The organism is Nocardiopsis trehalosi NBRC 14201, assembly GCF_001552555.1.
GTDB lineage: Bacteria > Actinomycetota > Actinomycetes > Streptosporangiales > Streptosporangiaceae > Nocardiopsis_B > Nocardiopsis_B trehalosi.
In genome coordinates this window covers 1-16,411 of record NZ_BCRK01000142.1, presented here as the reverse complement: position 1 = coordinate 16,411, position 16,411 = coordinate 1, and the positions used below count along the sequence as shown (strand labels likewise).

The following is a 16,411-nucleotide window of genomic DNA, read 5'->3' as shown; positions in this document are numbered from 1 at the left end:
ACCCGGCCGTCCGGGCCCGTCCTCGTCGCCGGTGTGTTCGGGGCGGTCGTCGTCCTCGCCGCCGGTATAGGGAGGGACGCCGGTGCCGGAGTCCTCGGACTGGTCGTGGTCGCCGGGGGTGGAGTCGTCGCCGCCCGGCCGCCCGGGCCCGTCCTGGTCGCCGGGGGTGGAGTCGTCGCCGCCCGGTCGGCCGGGCCCCTCCTGGTCGCCCGGCGTGGTGCCGCTGTCGTCGCCACCCGGGTGCGACGAGTCGGGCCCCACCAGCGTGATGCGCCCGGTCTCCTCGTCGACGACGAAGCGCCCCTCGCCGGGGTCCATCGTCACCACGTCGGACTCCGGGTCCACGGTGATGTCCAGCTGACCCATGTCGATCGACGTCGTGCCGGTCTCGCTGTCGATCGTGATCTGCGGGTCCTCCACCGAGCCGTCGCCCGATGACTCGTCGTCCCCGCCGTCCGACCCCGTACCCTGCGGCAGGTCCACGCCCTGGGGCGCGTTGCCGATGGTCAGCACCCCGGTCTCCGGGTCGATCGAGTACGGCGCGTCACCGGGGTCGATCACCGACCCGATGCCGTCCTCGCCGCGGGGGTCCACGGAGATCGCGCCGTCCCCGCGCTCGATGCTGATGTCGCCGGACTCCGAGTCGAAGGAGATCTCGCCGAGTCGTCCGTCCTCGGGCGTGGTCTCCTGGTCCGAGTCCGAGTCCGAGTCCGAGTCCGAGTCGGAGCCGGAGCCGGAGTCCTCCCCGCGCTCCGGGGCGTCGGCCTCGTCCTCGCCGCCGGTGCCGTCGCCGATCTCGACGTCGTCCCGCTCATCGCCGACGGAGAAGTCGAGCCCCTCCTCGTCGTTGGGCAGGACCGCGCCGTGCCCGGGGTCGGCGGTGTCCTCGCCGGGCCGGTCCCGCGACGACTCCTCGGAGTCCGAGTCGGTCCCGCCGATCGTGATGCGCCCCGTGTCGGGGTCGATGCTGAAAGGCTCGTCCCCGGGGTCGATCGTGATCGCGTCCGAACCGAGGTCGATCGTTGCCGTCAGGTCGCCCGCCCCGACCGTGATGAGGCCGTTCTCCTCGTCGATCGAGATGGTGGGCGTCGCGAACGCGTCGGCGCCCTCCTCCGGAGGGGCGATCAGTTTGCCCGTGGTCTCGAAGCCGTGGTCGCCGGCCGGCTCGCCGCGCTCCGCCAGGAGGAGCGGCTCCGTGCCCGGCTCGCCGGCGAGCGGCTCCACCCCCCGATCGGCGATGAAGGGCTCGCTCTCCTCGGCCGGGGTGAACTCGCTCGGCCGGAAGTCCGACAGCTGGTCCGGCCGCTCGCCCGCCAGGGGGGTGGAGACGTCGTCGGCGGGGGGGTCGACGGGCTGCTGCGGCGCCAGGGCCTGCATCGGCTGGAGCGGCGCCACCGTACGCGCCGCCAGGGTGTCGGCGGAGGGCGTCGTGCCCTGCTGGACGGGGGTCAGGGGGTGCGAGGCGACCGACGGGGTGGTGACCGTCCCGGTCTCCCCCCGCGCCAGCGCCTGCGAGGTGGGCGACAGGGCGGCGCGGAACATCTCGGAGTGGTCCTGGACCGGCGGGGAGAAACCGGGGTCGTCGGACAGGTCGGCGTGCTGCGGCTCGATGACCCGCACCTCCGCCAGCACCTCCGGCGCGTCCTCCCCGCGGTTGAGGTTGATCAGCCCGGTTTCGGGGTCCACGTCCAGGGTGGAGGAGCCGGGGTCGATGACGGTCCGGCCGGCGACCTGGTCGAGGACGACGGGCTCGCGACCGGTCTGCTCGATCGTGACCCGGCCGGTCTCGCGGTCCTGCTCGACGCTTCCGGACCCGGTGTCGTCCTCCCACGAGGCCCGCCGCACACCCATGCCGTCCGTCTCGGTGTTGATGACGAGGCCGGCGGCCAGCGCGGCGTTGCGGGGGATCTCGGTGGGGTCGTTAGGGGTGGACACGGCCGTGTCTCCTTGGTCTCCTGGGCGCCGATGCGCGCTTCACCGGGGGAGTAGGGGGAGTGCTGCGGTGCCCGAAAGGGCGGGGAGGTGCGGAGCGGGGACGCCGGGGGCGGTCGTCCCGCCGGGCGGTGGGCACCGGGCGGGACGACCGCGCAAGGAGTGGAGCCGGCGCCCTACTGGAGGGCGGCCCAGAGGCCGCCTTCGGTCCGGTCGGTCGTCGCGTAGTCCTCGCTGATCTTCCTCAGGGTGAGGTCGGCCTGGTTGAGCAGGAACTTCATGTCGTCCACGTGGCCGCGCCACTTCGCCATCGCGATGTCGTAGTTGGTGGCGGTGTCACCTTCGAGCTTGCTGCGGACGCTGTCCAGCGTCATCTGGAGGGCGTCGAGGTAGTCGTCGACGTTCTGGGTCTCGGTGCGCATCGCGTCCGTGGCGTCGGAGACCTTGCCGTAGGCGATGGAGAAGCCGTCCTGCATGATGGTCCTTTCCCTGCGGTGGGGGTGGGGGGTGGCGCGGCCCGCGCACGTCGCGCGGGCCCGGCGTCAGTTGTTGGGGTTGAGGTCGCTCATCCAACGGCTGCTCGCGACGAGGTTCTGGTCCTCGACGTTGATCATCGCCGTGCTGGTGCCGCCCCACTCGCCGATCTTGGAGTTCATGTCGTTGATGAGCAGGCGCAGCTCCTCCAGCCACTTCACCATCGCCTCCTGGTAGATGGTGGAGGCGTCACCCGCCCACCCGCCCCGCAGCCCGTCGCGAATGGAGTCGACGTTGTTGTAGCTGCCCTGGCACTTGGTGTGGGTCTCCTCCATGGCGGCCATGGCCTGATTGTTGGCTTCCTGGGTACTGATCGTCAGACCGGACATCGCGTCCTCCTCGTTGGCGGTGTGGTGGTGGTGCGTGGTCGTGCGGTCCGTGGTCGGTTCAGGGGCACTCCGCCGCTGCGGCCGCCCCGGCGCCGGCCTCGCCGACGGGTTGGGAGGCGGCCTGCGGGGAGAGTGTCGGGCCGCTCGGCAGGAGCCGCAGCAGCGACGTCGGTACGTCCATCCGGACGCTCGGCTGGTAGCCGAGCGCCGAGAGCGCCCCGTCGTCGGGCACCCGGTACTTAGCGGGGGTGTCGGTCACCAGGTAGGTGGCGGGGGCGCGCGCGGACCCGCCGAGCGGGCTGGCCGCGGCGACGGTGCCGCCCCCGGTGGGGACGCCGATGAGGTCGGGGGTGGGGCAGCCGGGCGCCACACCGGGCACCTCGGCGACCTCCCACGCGTCGACGGTCTCCGGCGCGTACAGGGTCAGGGCGAGTTCGCCCTCCTGCAGCCGCAGGCAGGGCAGCCCCGCCTCGGCCGGGGCGGTCTCCGGCGGCGACGCGGGACCCGGCGACGCGGCCGGCCCGGCCGCCTCGGGGTCGGCCGCCAGGGCGGAGGTGGCGTCGCCGGCCGAGATGACGACGGCCGCGGCCTCGCCGCCGCCGTACACCGACTCGCGGATATCGGGGTCGGCGAGCAGGAGCAGCGTGTCGGTGAGGGTCAGCGGCACCAGCCCGTCGCGGGTGAGCAGGTAGTGCTGCTCGCGCTCCGCGCTGCCGTCGGGGGCCGCCACGGTGAAGACCTGGCCGACGCGGCTGGGCGCCCCGGCGATGGCCGGGCCCTCGTCGCCCGCGCCCCGCACCTCGGGGGCCGCCAGCTCGGGGGCCTCCGGCACGGTCTCCAGGAACTCCTCGGGCACCTCTGGCGCCGGCGTGGTGCCGTAGCCCAGCGCCTGCAGGGCGCCGCTCTCCTCGGGCAGGGCCATGCGGACGTCGTTCCACAGCAGGTGGTGGACCCCGTCGGGGCCGGTCACCAGGGCCGCGCGCCCGCCCAGCGGCTCACCGCCGGCGTCGGGGCCGATCATCAGGGCGCTGCGCGGGTCGCCGTTCTCCTCGGCGGGCGGCAGCGCGCACAGCCGCCACACGTTGTCGGCGAGGTTCTCGGCGGCGGGCAGGGCGTCGGGGGCGCCGGGGATGCCCACCGGCCCGCCGAGGCGCTCGCCCTGGATCGACGCGGACCGGACCTGGCTGGCCTGCACCTGGCCGTCGGCGATGAGCATGGCCGAGGCGTAGTTGGCGACCGGCCGCAGCATCCCGTCGCCGTAGAGGTAGGTCGCGCCGGTCTCGCGGTCCACGACCAGGCGGCCCTCCTGGCGCCACGTCGACGCCCCGCCCGGGAAGATGAACCCGAAGATGAGGAAGCCGATGCAGATGAGCGCCCCCAGCCCCATCCCGATGTAGGTGCCGGTGCGGGTGCGCAGCATGGGCTTGTCGGCGGCGTCGGGGTCGGCCTCCAGCATGGCGGTGCCCAGGCGGCCGACCGTGTAGTTGTGGGCTTGGACCCGGTCGCGTCGCGTCTGCATGTCAGCCGCCGATCGCCCGCAGGGCCGTGAAGACCCCGAACTCGGCGAGGATGAGCGGGAAGACCGCGACGATCAGCAGGGACTGGATGATCTCGGCCGCCCTTCCCCAGTGCGGTAGCGGGCGGGTGCCCGGGAGGGTCCAGGCGAGCACCGTCAGGATGGTGATGGTCGCGTAGACGCCGAGCAGGACCAGCGAGCGGCCCAGCCACTCCGCGTCCCAGGCGAAGGCCAGCACCAGCACGGTCAGCCCGACGCACGGCGGCGCGACCATGAACGCCCGCTGCCAGGCGCTGGCCAGGCCGCGCGTCTGCAGCAGCATGACCAGGGCGACCAGGATGCACAGCGTCGTGGCGATCCAGCCCGGTGCCAGCGCCAGCACGACCAGGCAGGCGGCGAGCACCGCGCCGGTCCCGGCCAGCAACGCGGTCAGGAACTTGTCGGCCAGCGCGCCGCGGTCCAGCACGTCGCGGGCGGGGTAGGGGTCGATGTGCTGCTGGAGCTGCTCGGGGTTGGCCGGCAGCGGGGGCAGCCGCAGGCCGGAGATGCGGAACGCCAGCTGGGGGGCGAAGGTCCCCACCAGCAGGGCGATCAGCGCCAGGGCGCCGGCGACCGCCGGGAGGGTGCCGTTGGGCAGGAACATCAGCCCCAGGCCGCCCAGGACCAGCAGCACCTCGGCCACCAGGAGCCCGGTGAAGAAGGGGACCGCGCCGGCCACGGCGGCGATGCCGAGCACGGTGGCGCCGGCGCCCGTCATCGCGCCGGTGAGCAGTCGGGCCCCGAGCAGGGTGGTGCCGGGGTCGCCGGTGGGCATGACGGCGCCGGCCATGGCGAGGTAGCAGGTGGCGGCCCCGGCCAGCCCGGCGGCGGCGGGCAGGTCGCCCATGGCCCGCGAGGCGGCCCAGGCCGACATCAGCATGACCACCCCGGAGATGGCGCAGGTGAGCGCGGTGAACAGGGTCGCGCCGCCGGCGATGGGGATGGTCAGCGCGCCCAGCAGGGCGGCCAGCGCCAGCGACTGCAGCAGGACCCGGGTGTAGGCGGGGCGCCACTTGTCGGGGCGTTCGGCCAGGCCCGTGGCCAGGCCGTCGATGAGGTCGTCGAAGTGGATCGGGGGGAGCTGGTCGCGGCGGGGCCGCAGGTAGACCGTCTCGCCGTGGCACAGGCCCAGGTCGCGCAGGGTCTCGTCCTCGTCGAGCGGGTCGTCGCCGAGCTGCTGCAGGACCCAGCCGTCGTGTTCGAGGCCGCTCTCGTCGAGGTCCTCGCCCTCGTCGCCCTCGGCATAGAGCACAAGGGTGGGGACCAGTTCGGCGAGCGGGACGTCGCTGGGCGCGGCGACCTCGAACGAGCGGCTGGGGGCGCGGACCAGAAGGCGGCACAGGTCCGAGGCGGAGGGGTCGTTCATGCGGCCTACCCGGATGGGGCTCTTGGAGGGAAGAAAGCAGGGCACCTCGGCGCCGCATGGTCGCGGCGTGGCCCTATGTTGTTTGCCTGTTGCGGTTACTTGATATCACATGGCAACGCTAGTGTTTAGTGGCAATCCGTCTGCGGACCGACACCGTGGTCTCGTGTCGTCCTGCTGGTCGCCGCGCGTTCAGCTCGGTCGGCCCGCAACCACCGGACCGTTCCGGTCCGGCCGCCCGATCGTTCCGGGCCTACCCCGGCCGCGCCGCCGGCCCCGCCCCCGCGGGTCCGGGTACTGGAGTGGGAGGACGCCGTCTCCGTGAGGATCTCGTGAGCACGATTCTGGTGCGCCGGCCGCCGCGCAAGCCCGGCCCCGACATGCCCGCCGGCACCATCACCCTGCAGGAGCCCCCCGAGCTCGCCGAGCCGCAGTCGAGCATGTCCTCGGTGGTGACCTACCTGCCGATGGCCCTGACCTCGATGGCCATGCTGACGATGATCATGCGCCCCAGCATGTTCGGCGCCGGCGGCCAGGGCGGCGGGAGCAACATCATGCCCTACATCGCCGGCGGCATGATGCTCGTCGGCGCGGTCGCCATGCTCGGCGGCCAGTACCTGCGCACGATGATCGAGCGCCGCAACAAGCTCAACGGCGACCGCCAGGACTACCTGCGCTACCTCAAGCAGATGCGCGGGCGGCTGCGCGACGTCGTCACCGAGCAGCGCGACGCCATGCTGTGGCGGGCGCCCCACCCCGATGCCCTCTGGTCCATCGTGCGCACCTCGCGGCTGTGGGAGCGGCGCGCCGACGACGAGGACTTCGCCGAGGTCCGCATCGGCGTGGGAGAGCAGGCCATGGCCATGAGCATCGCCCCGCTGTCATCCAAGCCCGTCGAGGACCTCGAACCCCTCAGCGCGCACGCGCTGCGGCGCTTCGTCCGGGCCTACTCGCAGGTGCAGGACCAGCCGGTGCTGGTCTACCTGCGCGGGTACGCCCACATGTCGCTGCGCGGCGACACCGCGGCGCAGCGGGCGCTCGTGCGCGCCCTCATCGGCCAGCTCGTCGTGTCCCACCCCCACGACGAGCTGCGCGTGGCCGCGTGCGTCTCCGACGAGCTGCGGACGCACTGGGCCTGGCTCAAGTGGCTGCCGCACAACCAGCACCCCACCCAGAACGACGGCGCCGGCTCCGCCCGGCTGATGGCCGCCGACGCGGTCGAGCTGGAGGAGCTGATCGGCCCCGACCTCGCCGACCGGCCGCGCTTCGACCCCGAGGCCGCGCCCAGCCGCGAGGAGCCCTTCACCGTCATCGTCCTGGACGGCGGGAAGATCCCGGCCGGCTCGCGCCTCCTCGGCGGGGGCTACCGCAACGGCATCGTGATCGAGGTGGACGACCCCGCGCCCCCCGAGGACGACCCCTACACCCTCGCGCTGCGCGTGGCCCCCGACGAGCTCACCCTGCTCTCGCGCGACAACAACGGCCGCCAGGTCACCACCGACCTTGGCCGCCCCGACGCCCTGGGCGCCAACCGCGCGCTGAACCTGGCCCGGCTGCTGGCGCCCTACCGCATCGGCATCACCACCGAGGTCAACGAGCCGCTGACCAGCGACTTCGAACTGACCACGCTGCTGGGCATCCCCAACCTGCACGACCACGACGTCGAACGCATGTGGGCCGAGCAGCACCCCAACAACCGGCTGCGCGTGCCCATCGGCATCTCCGGCGACGGCGCCCCGCTGGAGCTGGACCTCAAGGAGTCCGCGCTCGGCGGCATGGGCCCGCACGGCATGCTCATCGGCGCCACCGGCTCCGGCAAGAGCGAGCTGCTGCGCACCCTGGTCCTCGCCCTCGCCCTCACCCACTCGCCGGAGACCCTCAACTTCGTCCTGGTCGACTTCAAGGGCGGCGCGACGTTCATCGGGCTGGACAAGCTGCGGCACACCTCGGCGCTGATCACCAACCTCGCCGACGAGGCGATCCTGGTCGACCGCATGCAGGACGCCGTCCACGGCGAGATGGTGCGCCGCCAGGAGGTGCTGCGCTCCGCGGGCAACTTCAGCTCGATCCACGAGTACGAGAAGGCCCGCGAGTCCAACCCGGCCATGGAGCCCATGCCGACCCTGTTCGTGATCGTCGACGAGTTCAGCGAGCTGCTCGCCGCGCACCGCGACTTCATGGACCTCTTCGTGATGATCGGCCGCCTCGGGCGCAGCCTCGGCGTGCACCTGCTGCTCGCCTCCCAGCGCCTGGACGAGGGCCGGATGCACCAGCTGGAGGGCCACCTGTCCTACCGGGTCGGCCTGCGCACGTTCTCCGCCATGGAGAGCCGCGGCGTGCTGGGCGTCCCCGACGCCTACGAGCTGCCGTCCGCACCCGGCAACGGCTACCTGAAGAGCGACATCGAGACCCTCACCCGGTTCAAGGCCGCCTACGTCTCGGGCGCCTACAAGATCAAGCCGCGCAAGGTGCACCAGAAGGGCGGCCCCACCGAGGTCGTGTTCTTCCCCGACGAGTACCTGCCGGTGGTCGAACCGGAGGTCGAGGAGGTCGAGCCCGAGCCCGAGGACGAGAGCGTGCCGACCCTGCTCGCCGCCGCGCTGGACCGGCTGCGCGACCAGGGGCCGCACGCCCGCGAGATCTGGCTGCCGCCGCTGGGCGTGCCCCCCACGCTGCCCGAGCTGATGGAGATGACCGGCGTGCGGCTGCCCGAGAGCGGGCTGGCCTGGACCGCGGAGGGGCGCCTCACCGTCCCCCTGGCGATCATCGACCGCCCCTTCGAGCACACCCGGCTGCCGATGTCCGCCAAGCTCACCGGCGCCGGCGGCCACGTCGGCATCGCCGGCGGCCCGCAGAGCGGCAAGAGCACCATGCTCGCCTCGCTCGTGCTGGGCCTGGCCGTGCTCAACACCCCCGCCCAGGTGCAGTTCTACTGCATCGACTGCGGCGGCGGCGTGCTGCAGACCCTCAGCGGCCTGCCGCACGTGGGCAGCGTGACCGGGCGCTCCGACGAGCGCAGGATCGGCCGCACAATCATGGAGATGCAGGAGCTGCTGACCCGCCGCGAGGCGCAGTTCGCCGAGCACAACATCGACTCCATGCCCACCTACCGGCGCCGCCGCGCCGCCGGGGAGTTCGCCGACGACCCGTACGGCGACGTCTTCCTCGTCATCGACGGCTGGGCCACCATCCGCCAGGAGTTCGCCGACCACGTGCCCGCGATCCTGCAGCTGGTGCAGCGCGGCCTCAACTACGGCATCCACGTCGTGGTGGCCTCGCCGCGCTGGGCCGACTTCCACACCGGCCTGCGCGACCTCATGGGCACCCGCTTCGAGCTGCGGCTGGGTGACCCGGTCGACTCCTTCGTCAACATGCGCGCCGCGCAGACGGTGCCGCGCACCCCCGGGCGCGGCATCACCGAGGACAAGTCGCACTTCCTCACCGGCCTGCCGCGCGTGGACGGCAGCGCCGACCCGGTGACGCTCTCCGCGGGGATCAGCGACGTCATCGGCCGGGTCACCACCGCCTGGGGGGACCGGCCGACCGCGCCCCCGGTGCGCACCCTGCCGGCCGTCCTGCACGCCGCGGAACTCCCCGCGGCCAAGGCCACCGGCCACGGCGGCATCAAGATCCCGCTGGGCATCGAGGGCCGGCGCATGCGCCCGTTCTGGCACGACTTCTCGGTCACGCCGCACCTGCTCGTGGTCGGCGACACCGAGACCGGCAAGACCACGCTGCTGCGCCACATCACCAACGCCATCCGCGAGCACTACGACCCCACCACGGCCCGCGTCGTCCTGGTCGACCAGCGCCGGCAGCTCTTCGACGCGATCCCGCGCGAGATGCAGCTGGGGTACGCGGTCACCGGCGACAGCATGCGCGAGATGATGGCCGCCGCCGCCGGCGCGATGAAGGAGCGGCTGCCCGGCCCCGACATCACCCCCGACCGGCTGCGCCGCAAGGACTGGTGGAACGGGCCCGAGCTGTTCCTGGTCATCGACGACTACGAGATGATGTCGGGCAGCGGCCCCAGCCCGCTCGCCCCCCTGCTGCCGATGCTCTCCCAGGGCGCCGAGATCGGCATGCACGTGATCCTGGTGCACGCCGCGGGCGGTTTCAGCCGGGCGAGCGGCGACCCGGTCATCCGGTCGATGATCGACGGCAACACGCCGTCCATCCTGTTCTCCGCGCCGCAGTCGGAGGGCGTGCTCTTCGGCAACATCCGGCCGCGGCGCATGCCGCCCGGCCGCGCGCTGTGGATGGCGCGGCGCGACCCGGTGGAGGTCCAGCTCGCCATCGCCGAGGGCGCCGAGGAGTGACGGCGGGCCCCGGTCCGGCGCGGGCCGGACCGGGGCCCCGGTGGGGCGGGGCGCCGCCCCACCGGGGCACACCGGGCGGAGGGGGCGCGCCACCCGCGCGCGGGCCGCGCTAGTCGGAGTGAAGCCGATGCCGCATGGGTGACGGGCGGCGCCCACGCGCCCGTGCCGCGCCCCGCCCCGGCCGGGCTACCGGCGGTCGGGCGCCGGTTCGTTCCGCTTGTCGTAGTCGGTCTCGGCCTGCGACCGCAGCGGGTCCTTCCAGAGCCCGCCCTGCCCGGAGCCCGCGGCGGCGTCGTCGGGCGTGTCCGGCGCGCCCCGCGCCGGGCGCCAGGCGCGGGCGCGGCCCCGCCGCAGCACCGCCGCCGTGAGCACGCACGCCACGATGAGCAGGAAGGCGGACCCGGCCACGGCGACCGTCACCCACACGTTCCACGTGCCCAGCCCCGACGCGCCGGCCGTGAACGGCTCGCCGGCGCCGGGAGCGTCCGCCTCGACGTCCTCCGGGCTGCCGGTCAGCGCCGCCATCGGGTCGATCGGGCCCCGGCCCACCGCCGCCGGCTCCGCCTCGGGGACCATGCCGTAGGCCGTGGCCATCAGGCGGTCGCGCACCTGCTCCGCCGTGAGGTCGGGTTCGTGCGCGCGCACCAGCGCTGCGGTGCCGGCCGCGAACGCCGCCGCGACGGCGTCGCCGCTGCCCACGAAGTGCCCGCCGCCCGGGCCCACCGCCAGCACCTGGGTGCCGGGGGCGGCCACGTCGGTGCGGGCGGTCTCCTCCCCCTCGGGCATCGGCAGCGCCGAGGGCAGCACCATCGCGCCGTTGGGATCGTAGGAGCCGACGCTGAGCACCGCCGGGTCCTGCGCCGGGTAGGACGGCAGGGCCTCGGACTCCGGCGCGACCGTCGCGGGCGCCACCACCAGCACGTCGGCCTCGGCGGCCGCGGCGACCGCGTCGTCGAGGGCGGAGCCGCCCTCCCAGAGTCCGGTCCCCACCAGCACGACGTCGGCCTTGGCCGCCACCGCCTCCTCCAGCCCGGCGGCGACGTCGGCGGCGGTGGCCAGCCCCGTCCGGGCGTCGCCGGTGGGGACGGCGACCAGCCCGGCCTCGGGCGCGACCCCGACGAACCCGCTGCCGGCGACCTCTCGCGCCCCCACGATTCCGGCGAGGAAGGTGCCGTGCCCCAGGCAGTCGTCGCCCTCCGCGCCGTCCACCGCGTCGGACAGGGCGGGCCCGTCGGCCGTGACCGCGCCCGCCAGCACCGCCACGGTCGTGCCGGCGCCCCGGGTCAACTCGTGGGCCGCGTCCAGGCCGAGCGACACGTGCGTCCAGGGCTCCTCGGGCACCATGGTGGCGGACTCGGAGACGCAGCGCGGGTTCGCGCCGCCGAAGGCGTACACCTGCGGCAGCGCGGACGGCGCGGACGGCGACGCGGACGGGGCCGACGGCCCGTCCGACGCGCCGGGGGAGGGCGAGGCGGCCGCCGGTGCGGGCGGCAGGACCAGGGCGAGGACGGCGGCGGCACACACCGCCCGCGTGAACGGCCGGCGTCGGCCGCGCACGGGCGCGGCGCCGGGGGCCGGCCCGGTACTCCTGCGGATCATGGTCTCTTCCACGTCGGGGGGCGGGGCGGGGCGGGGTCAGCGGGCGCGCGGCCGGGGCCGCGCCCCGGGAAAAGCTACCGCGCCGCCGGGTCCCGCCGGTGACGGGGCGGTGGCGTCCGGCCCACCGCCGGCCGGCGGCGGTGGCTCCGGTGCCTCCGGCGGCTCCGGTGCCTCCGAGGACTCCGGTGCCTCCGAGGACTCCGGTGCCGCCGAGGGCTCCGGCGGCTCCGGAGCCTCGAAATAGCGCACGTAGGCGTTGGACTGGGCGGCGCAGTCCGCGAAGATCCGTTCGCCGGACCAGCCGCGCGTGGCGCGCAGGCGCGGGATCGCGTCCGCCATCTGCGGGCTCTCGCTGGTCAGCGTGCCGTCGTCGTGCAGGGTCAGGTAGCGCCACGTCCGCCGTGTGCGGCGGTCCTGCGCGTAGAGCACGCGGGTCATCGGCGGCCTCCCGCCAGCAGGTCCGCGGTCCCCTGGGCGTTCTGGGCCAGCATCGCGAAGCGCGCCATCATCTCGTCGTACCAGTCGGTCCGGCCCAGGCGGACGAACTCGGGGCGCAGCCGGGCGAGCCGGGTCTGCAGCCACTGGACGTCGGCCGGGGTCAGCGGGTTGGGAATCCAGGTGTTCTCGGTGAAGTCGTAGAAGTCCGTCATGTGGCGGGTGAAGGCGAGCCCCTCCAGGTCGGTGGGGTCGTCGGGCGTGAACTCGTACTTGAACCAGCCCTTGCCGTGGTCGATGCCCGCGACGTGCCCGTTGCCCTGGTCCAGCCAGTTGCCGGGGTTGCGGTCGCCGTTGCCGATCAGCAGGTCGAGCAGGCCCAGGACGCGGCCGTCCCGCGTGTGGAGCAGGGGGGACTGCGGGGAGTCGAGGTGGGTGAAGCCCGAGACGCCGGCCATGAAGTGCATGATCAGCTCGGTCTCGCCGAGGCGCAGCACGCCGGGGACGTTGGCGCGGATGGCGCGGCCGACGATGGAGGCGAGCTGCTCGGCGTCGGCGCGGTCGCGGGCCCGGGTGGCCTCCTCGGTGTCCTTGTAGACCGCCTGCGCGCCGTTGTCGAACAGCATGAGCTCGGTGGTGCCGTCGGAGCCGCCACCGGTGAACGCCCGCCGGTCCACCACGTCGGACCGGATGGCGGCGACGAGGTCCTCGACGCCGGCGAAGGACGCGTTCCACCGGGCCATCAGCTCGTCGGCGCTCGGGCCTTCGTCCTGGTCCTGGTCCGGCGCGGCCTCCTGGGCCGAGGCGGGGTACTGCGGATAGGTCTGCGCCGCCTGGGCCGAGGCGGGGTACTGCGGGAAGCCCGGCGCGGTCGTGGCCGGGTACTGCCCGTACTGCGGTGTTCCGCCCGGGTCGTCGTAGGTCTCGGCGGGGTACTGGGGGTACTGGGAGAACTGGGGCGCCGTGGGGTACTGGGAGATCTGCGTTCCGGCGGGGTACTGCGGGTACGCGGACCCGGCGCCGTCCGCCTGGTCGTCCGCTGCGTCGTACTGCTGGGAGGGGCCGGGGTCGCCGCCGGTGCCGCGGTGGTGGCCGCGGTGGCCGTTGCGGTCCCGCCGGCGGCGGTCCTCGCCCGCCATGAAGACCTGCACCCCCGCGTCGGCGGCGGTGTGGGGGCGGATGTCGTCCAGGCCGTGGCGGTAGGTGAGGTCGGCGATGAGGTCCTCGATGGTGCGGGTGTGGGGGTAGTTCTTCTTGGGGTCGATGAGGGCGCTGAAGTCGGGTGTGGTGGGCGGGTCGCCGTTCCAGGGGTCGGTGGGGTCGGCGACGGATGCGGGCGCCGGGGCGGGTTCCGGGCCGGTGTCGGGGTCGCTGTCGTAGAGACCGCCGAAGTCGTCGTCGGCGGCGTCCTGCTCGGTGCCCGCCGCGCGGTCGCGCCCGGGGATCGCCGAGGGACCGGAGCGCTCCGGCCCGCCCTGCCCCTGCTCGGGCGCACCGCCGTCGCGGCCCTCCGGCCGGGGCCCCGGCGCGGTCGAGGAGCCGCCCCGCGCGCCCGCCGGCGCGGGCGCCGGCGCGTCGTCGTCGGAGTCCGACCCGTCGTCGGAGTGGCGGTCGGGGCCACCCGCGTACTCCTCGTCGGAGGACGCGTACCCGTCGTCGCTGTCACTGTCGTTGTCGTTGTCGTTGTCGCCGTCGGAGTCGTCGTCCGGCGCCGGGCCGGGGGCCTCGGTGGCGGGCGCGGGCGGCGGCGTGCCCCCGTAGCCCGCGTCCGCGTCGCCCGCCGGGTTGGGGGTCCAGCCCTCGGGCGGCTCCCACCCGTCGGGCACGATCTCCGCCTCCAGGAACCACAGGTCCTCGACCGGCTTGTCCGGGCCCTGGCGGCCGGGCCGCTGGTAGGCGGCGTGGAAGACGAAGCGGGGGCTGCGCCGCGTCAGGACCTCCCGCTCCATGGGGGAGCGGGACCAGCGCGAGATGTTCAGCGCCGGGTAGCCCTGGGGGACGCGGAGCATGAGGTACACCGGAGCCGCGTAGACGGCGCGGGACCCGAAGGAGGACGAGATGGGCCGCGCGGTGGTCCCGACCGTGCCGACCAGGTCGGTGAGCGTGGAGGGGTCGGAGACGTCGATGCCGAGGTCGGCGATCAGGTCGTCCTCCAGCCCCAGGTGCACGATGAAGGGCGCCGGCGGCCGCGCCCGGCCCACCGCGCCGTCGAGGTGCTGCACCATGGTCACGAACTTGTGCCGGTCCATCGTGCCGACGTTGCCCTCGCGCAGCCCGTCGAAGACGATCTGGTAGTCCACCCCGGTGTAGTCGTAGATCGACGTCGCCTCCAGGGCGTAGACCTGGGTGGCGTACTCGCTCACGCCCTCCGGCCGCTCCCCCATGTAGCCGGCGACGGTGGCCAGGTAGTGGTCGGCCCACCGGGTGGCCTCGTCGTCGTCCATGAAGCGGACGGCGTTGCCCATGCCCTCCCCGGGCTCCTGCGGGTCGTCCGGGTGGCCGTTCCACGGGCGCATCGGCCGGACGAGGTTGCGGACGTCGTCCGCGCCGCGCAGGACCGGACCGCGGAGGCCGACCTCCTCCTCGGAGTCGCTGTCGTGGGCCTCCTCCTCGGACTCGGTGCCGTCGCTCTCCTCCGCCGACCACTCGGCGCCGTCCCGCCGATCGTCCGGCCCGTCGTCCCGCTGATCGTCCGCGCTCTGCTCGTCGCCGCTCTCCGAACGGTCGTCACCGCCGTCGTCCGGCGCCGACCGCTGCGGGTCCTCGTCCGCCGACCCCTCCGACTGCTCGGCACCCTGCTGACGGCCGTCCGTGCCGGACCCGTCGCCGCTCTCCGTCCCGTCGGCGTCCGCCGCGGTGGACGTGGGGTTGAGGGCGCTGGCGAACATCTCCGTGATGCTCTGCACCGCCGGCTCCGGCGCCGGAGCGACCGGGGCCGGCCGCGGTGCCTCCGCGATGGTCGCGGCGGCCTGCGGCTCCGCCGCCGACCCCGTCGCGGAGTCCGTCGTGGAGTCGGCCGCACCGCCGGGCGCGGGGGCCGCCGCCGGCGTCGGCCCGTCGGAGCCGCCCTGGTCGGCGGCCGGGTCGGGCTGCGGGGTGAACACGGCGTTGACCTGGACGGTCCGGTCGGCCGGGGACGGCGCCGGGATGTCGTCCAGGCCGTAGCGCCGGGTGATGGAGGCGAGGACGTCCTCCGGCGTCTCCGCCGGGGCGCCGTCGAGGGGTCCCGTGGGCTTGACCAGGAACGAGAGGTCGGGGGCCTTCGGGGCGATCCCCTCCCACGCCGGTTCCGCTCCGCCGGGCTCATCGGCGGTGCGGTCGGCGGAACCGGGTTCGTCTGCGTACAGGTCGTCGTCGTACAGGTCGCCGATGTCCGACCGGTCGCCGTCCGCCTCCTCGGCCGGCGGGGCCGAGGTCTCCGGCCGCCGGGTGCCGCCGGAGGCGCCGCGCCGGCCGGCGCCGGTGGAGCCGCCGCCGCGGCCGCCGCCCTGTTCCCCGCCGGAGCGGGGCGCGGACGAGTTGGCGGTGAAGCCCCGGCCGTGGCCCGCTGCGGGGGCGGGGGCGTCGTCATCGTCGTCCGAGGTGTCGCGGCCGTGGTCGGCGGCGTCGTCCTCACTCTCGGAGTCGCTGCCGTCCTCGCTGTCGGAGTCGCTGCCGTCCTCGCTGTCGGAGTCGTTCTCGGAGTCGCTGTCGGAGTCGTCCTCCGCGTGGCTCTCGGAGTCGCTGTCGGAGTCGTCCGCGTCCGGCGACTCGGCGTCCAGGTCCATGTCGTCGTCGCTGATGAGGACCGGGGCCTGGGTGGCGGGAGCCGCCGGCGGGTCGGCCATGTCCGTGTCGTCGTCGCTGATGACGACGGGCGCCTCGGTCTCGGGGGCGGCGGTGGGCGGCCGGCCGCCGGGCGAGGCGACGGGGACCAGCCCCGCCTCCTGGGCGACGGCGGCCGCCTCCGAGCGGTCGGCCACCCCCAGCGTGCCGATGGTCTCTCTGACATACCTCGCGACGGTCCCGGGCCGGACCCCGAGCTGCTCCGCGATGACGCTCTCGGGGTGCCCCGCCCCCAGGCGGACGAAGACGTCGTACTGGCGGTCGGTCAGGTCGTTGACGTTGCCCAGGGCCCGGGCCAGCACCTCATCACTCGGCCGCGTGGCGATGACGGGTTCGGGCGGACGGGCGGAGGTCGGGACGGGAGCGGGCCCGTCGGTCAGGTCGGCGGCGCGGCCGATGGCGGTCGCCTCGGCGACGTCGTCCGCGTGGAGAGAGGCCACGAGGCGTTGGACGCGCTTGCGGACGACATCCGTCCCGGCCCCGCCGAGCCGTTCGCCGATCTCGGCGGGGCCCGCGCCGG

At 74.5% G+C, this 16,411-nt stretch carries 8 protein-coding genes and 1 pseudogene; 1 reads left to right on the top strand and 8 read right to left on the bottom strand.

Annotated features, from left to right (window positions below):
• The 5 genes and pseudogenes from NT8_RS21005 to eccD form a co-directional block, all read right to left on the bottom strand.
• Positions 1-1,935 (bottom strand): annotated as a pseudogene (locus tag NT8_RS21005) (hypothetical protein); the annotation flags it as partial.
• Between the two features lie 173 nt (positions 1,936-2,108).
• A complete protein-coding gene (locus NT8_RS21000; protein WP_067972411.1) occupies positions 2,109-2,408 on the bottom strand; it encodes a WXG100 family type VII secretion target in 300 nt (99 codons plus the stop codon).
• A 66-nt stretch (positions 2,409-2,474) separates the two neighbouring features.
• On the bottom strand, positions 2,475-2,795 hold the full coding sequence (locus tag NT8_RS20995) for a WXG100 family type VII secretion target (RefSeq protein WP_067972408.1): 321 nt from the start codon (positions 2,793-2,795) through the stop codon (positions 2,475-2,477).
• 58 nt (positions 2,796-2,853) lie between these two features.
• The gene (eccB, locus tag NT8_RS20990; protein ID WP_067972406.1) at positions 2,854-4,314 is read right to left on the bottom strand and encodes a type VII secretion protein EccB; all 1,461 of its coding nucleotides are present in this window, start codon (positions 4,312-4,314) and stop codon (positions 2,854-2,856) included.
• A gap of 1 nt (position 4,315) precedes the next feature.
• Entirely contained in the window at positions 4,316-5,716 is a 1,401-nt protein-coding gene (eccD, locus tag NT8_RS20985; RefSeq protein ID WP_067972402.1) for a type VII secretion integral membrane protein EccD, read from the bottom strand.
• A 329-nt stretch (positions 5,717-6,045) separates the two neighbouring features.
• Between eccD and eccCa the strand changes: the two genes are divergently transcribed.
• Positions 6,046-10,032 (top strand): type VII secretion protein EccCa, encoded by a 3,987-nt coding sequence (gene eccCa / locus NT8_RS20980; protein WP_067972400.1) that lies wholly within the window; start codon positions 6,046-6,048, stop codon positions 10,030-10,032.
• A gap of 186 nt (positions 10,033-10,218) precedes the next feature.
• On the opposite strand, the gene NT8_RS20975 is transcribed toward eccCa, so the two are convergent.
• Genes NT8_RS20975 through NT8_RS29995 form a run of 3 tightly spaced genes read right to left on the bottom strand, consistent with a single transcriptional unit; the run spans position 10,219 to position 16,331 of the window.
• Entirely contained in the window at positions 10,219-11,631 is a 1,413-nt protein-coding gene (locus tag NT8_RS20975; protein ID WP_084469149.1) for a S8 family serine peptidase, read from the bottom strand.
• Positions 11,632-11,667: 36 nt separating this feature from the next.
• A complete protein-coding gene (locus NT8_RS30985; RefSeq protein ID WP_245646260.1) occupies positions 11,668-12,069 on the bottom strand; it encodes a hypothetical protein in 402 nt (133 codons plus the stop codon).
• The gene (locus NT8_RS29995; protein ID WP_217999276.1) at positions 12,066-16,331 is read right to left on the bottom strand and encodes a hypothetical protein; all 4,266 of its coding nucleotides are present in this window, start codon (positions 16,329-16,331) and stop codon (positions 12,066-12,068) included. Before NT8_RS29995 ends, NT8_RS30985 begins: the two co-directional genes overlap by 4 nt.
• Positions 16,332-16,411 lie beyond the last annotated feature (80 nt).

Excerpts from the sequence above, each read along its gene's own strand:
- NT8_RS21000 (WP_067972411.1), bottom strand. The coding sequence starts at position 2,408 with ATGCAGGACGGCTTCTCCATCGCCTACGGCAAGGTCTCCGACGCCACG.
- NT8_RS20995 (WP_067972408.1), bottom strand. The coding sequence starts at position 2,795 with ATGTCCGGTCTGACGATCAGTACCCAGGAAGCCAACAATCAGGCCATG.
- eccB (WP_067972406.1), bottom strand. The coding sequence starts at position 4,314 with ATGCAGACGCGACGCGACCGGGTCCAAGCCCACAACTACACGGTCGGC.
- eccD (WP_067972402.1), bottom strand. The coding sequence starts at position 5,716 with ATGAACGACCCCTCCGCCTCGGACCTGTGCCGCCTTCTGGTCCGCGCC.
- NT8_RS20975 (WP_084469149.1), bottom strand. The coding sequence starts at position 11,631 with ATGATCCGCAGGAGTACCGGGCCGGCCCCCGGCGCCGCGCCCGTGCGC.
- NT8_RS30985 (WP_245646260.1), bottom strand. The coding sequence starts at position 12,069 with ATGACCCGCGTGCTCTACGCGCAGGACCGCCGCACACGGCGGACGTGG.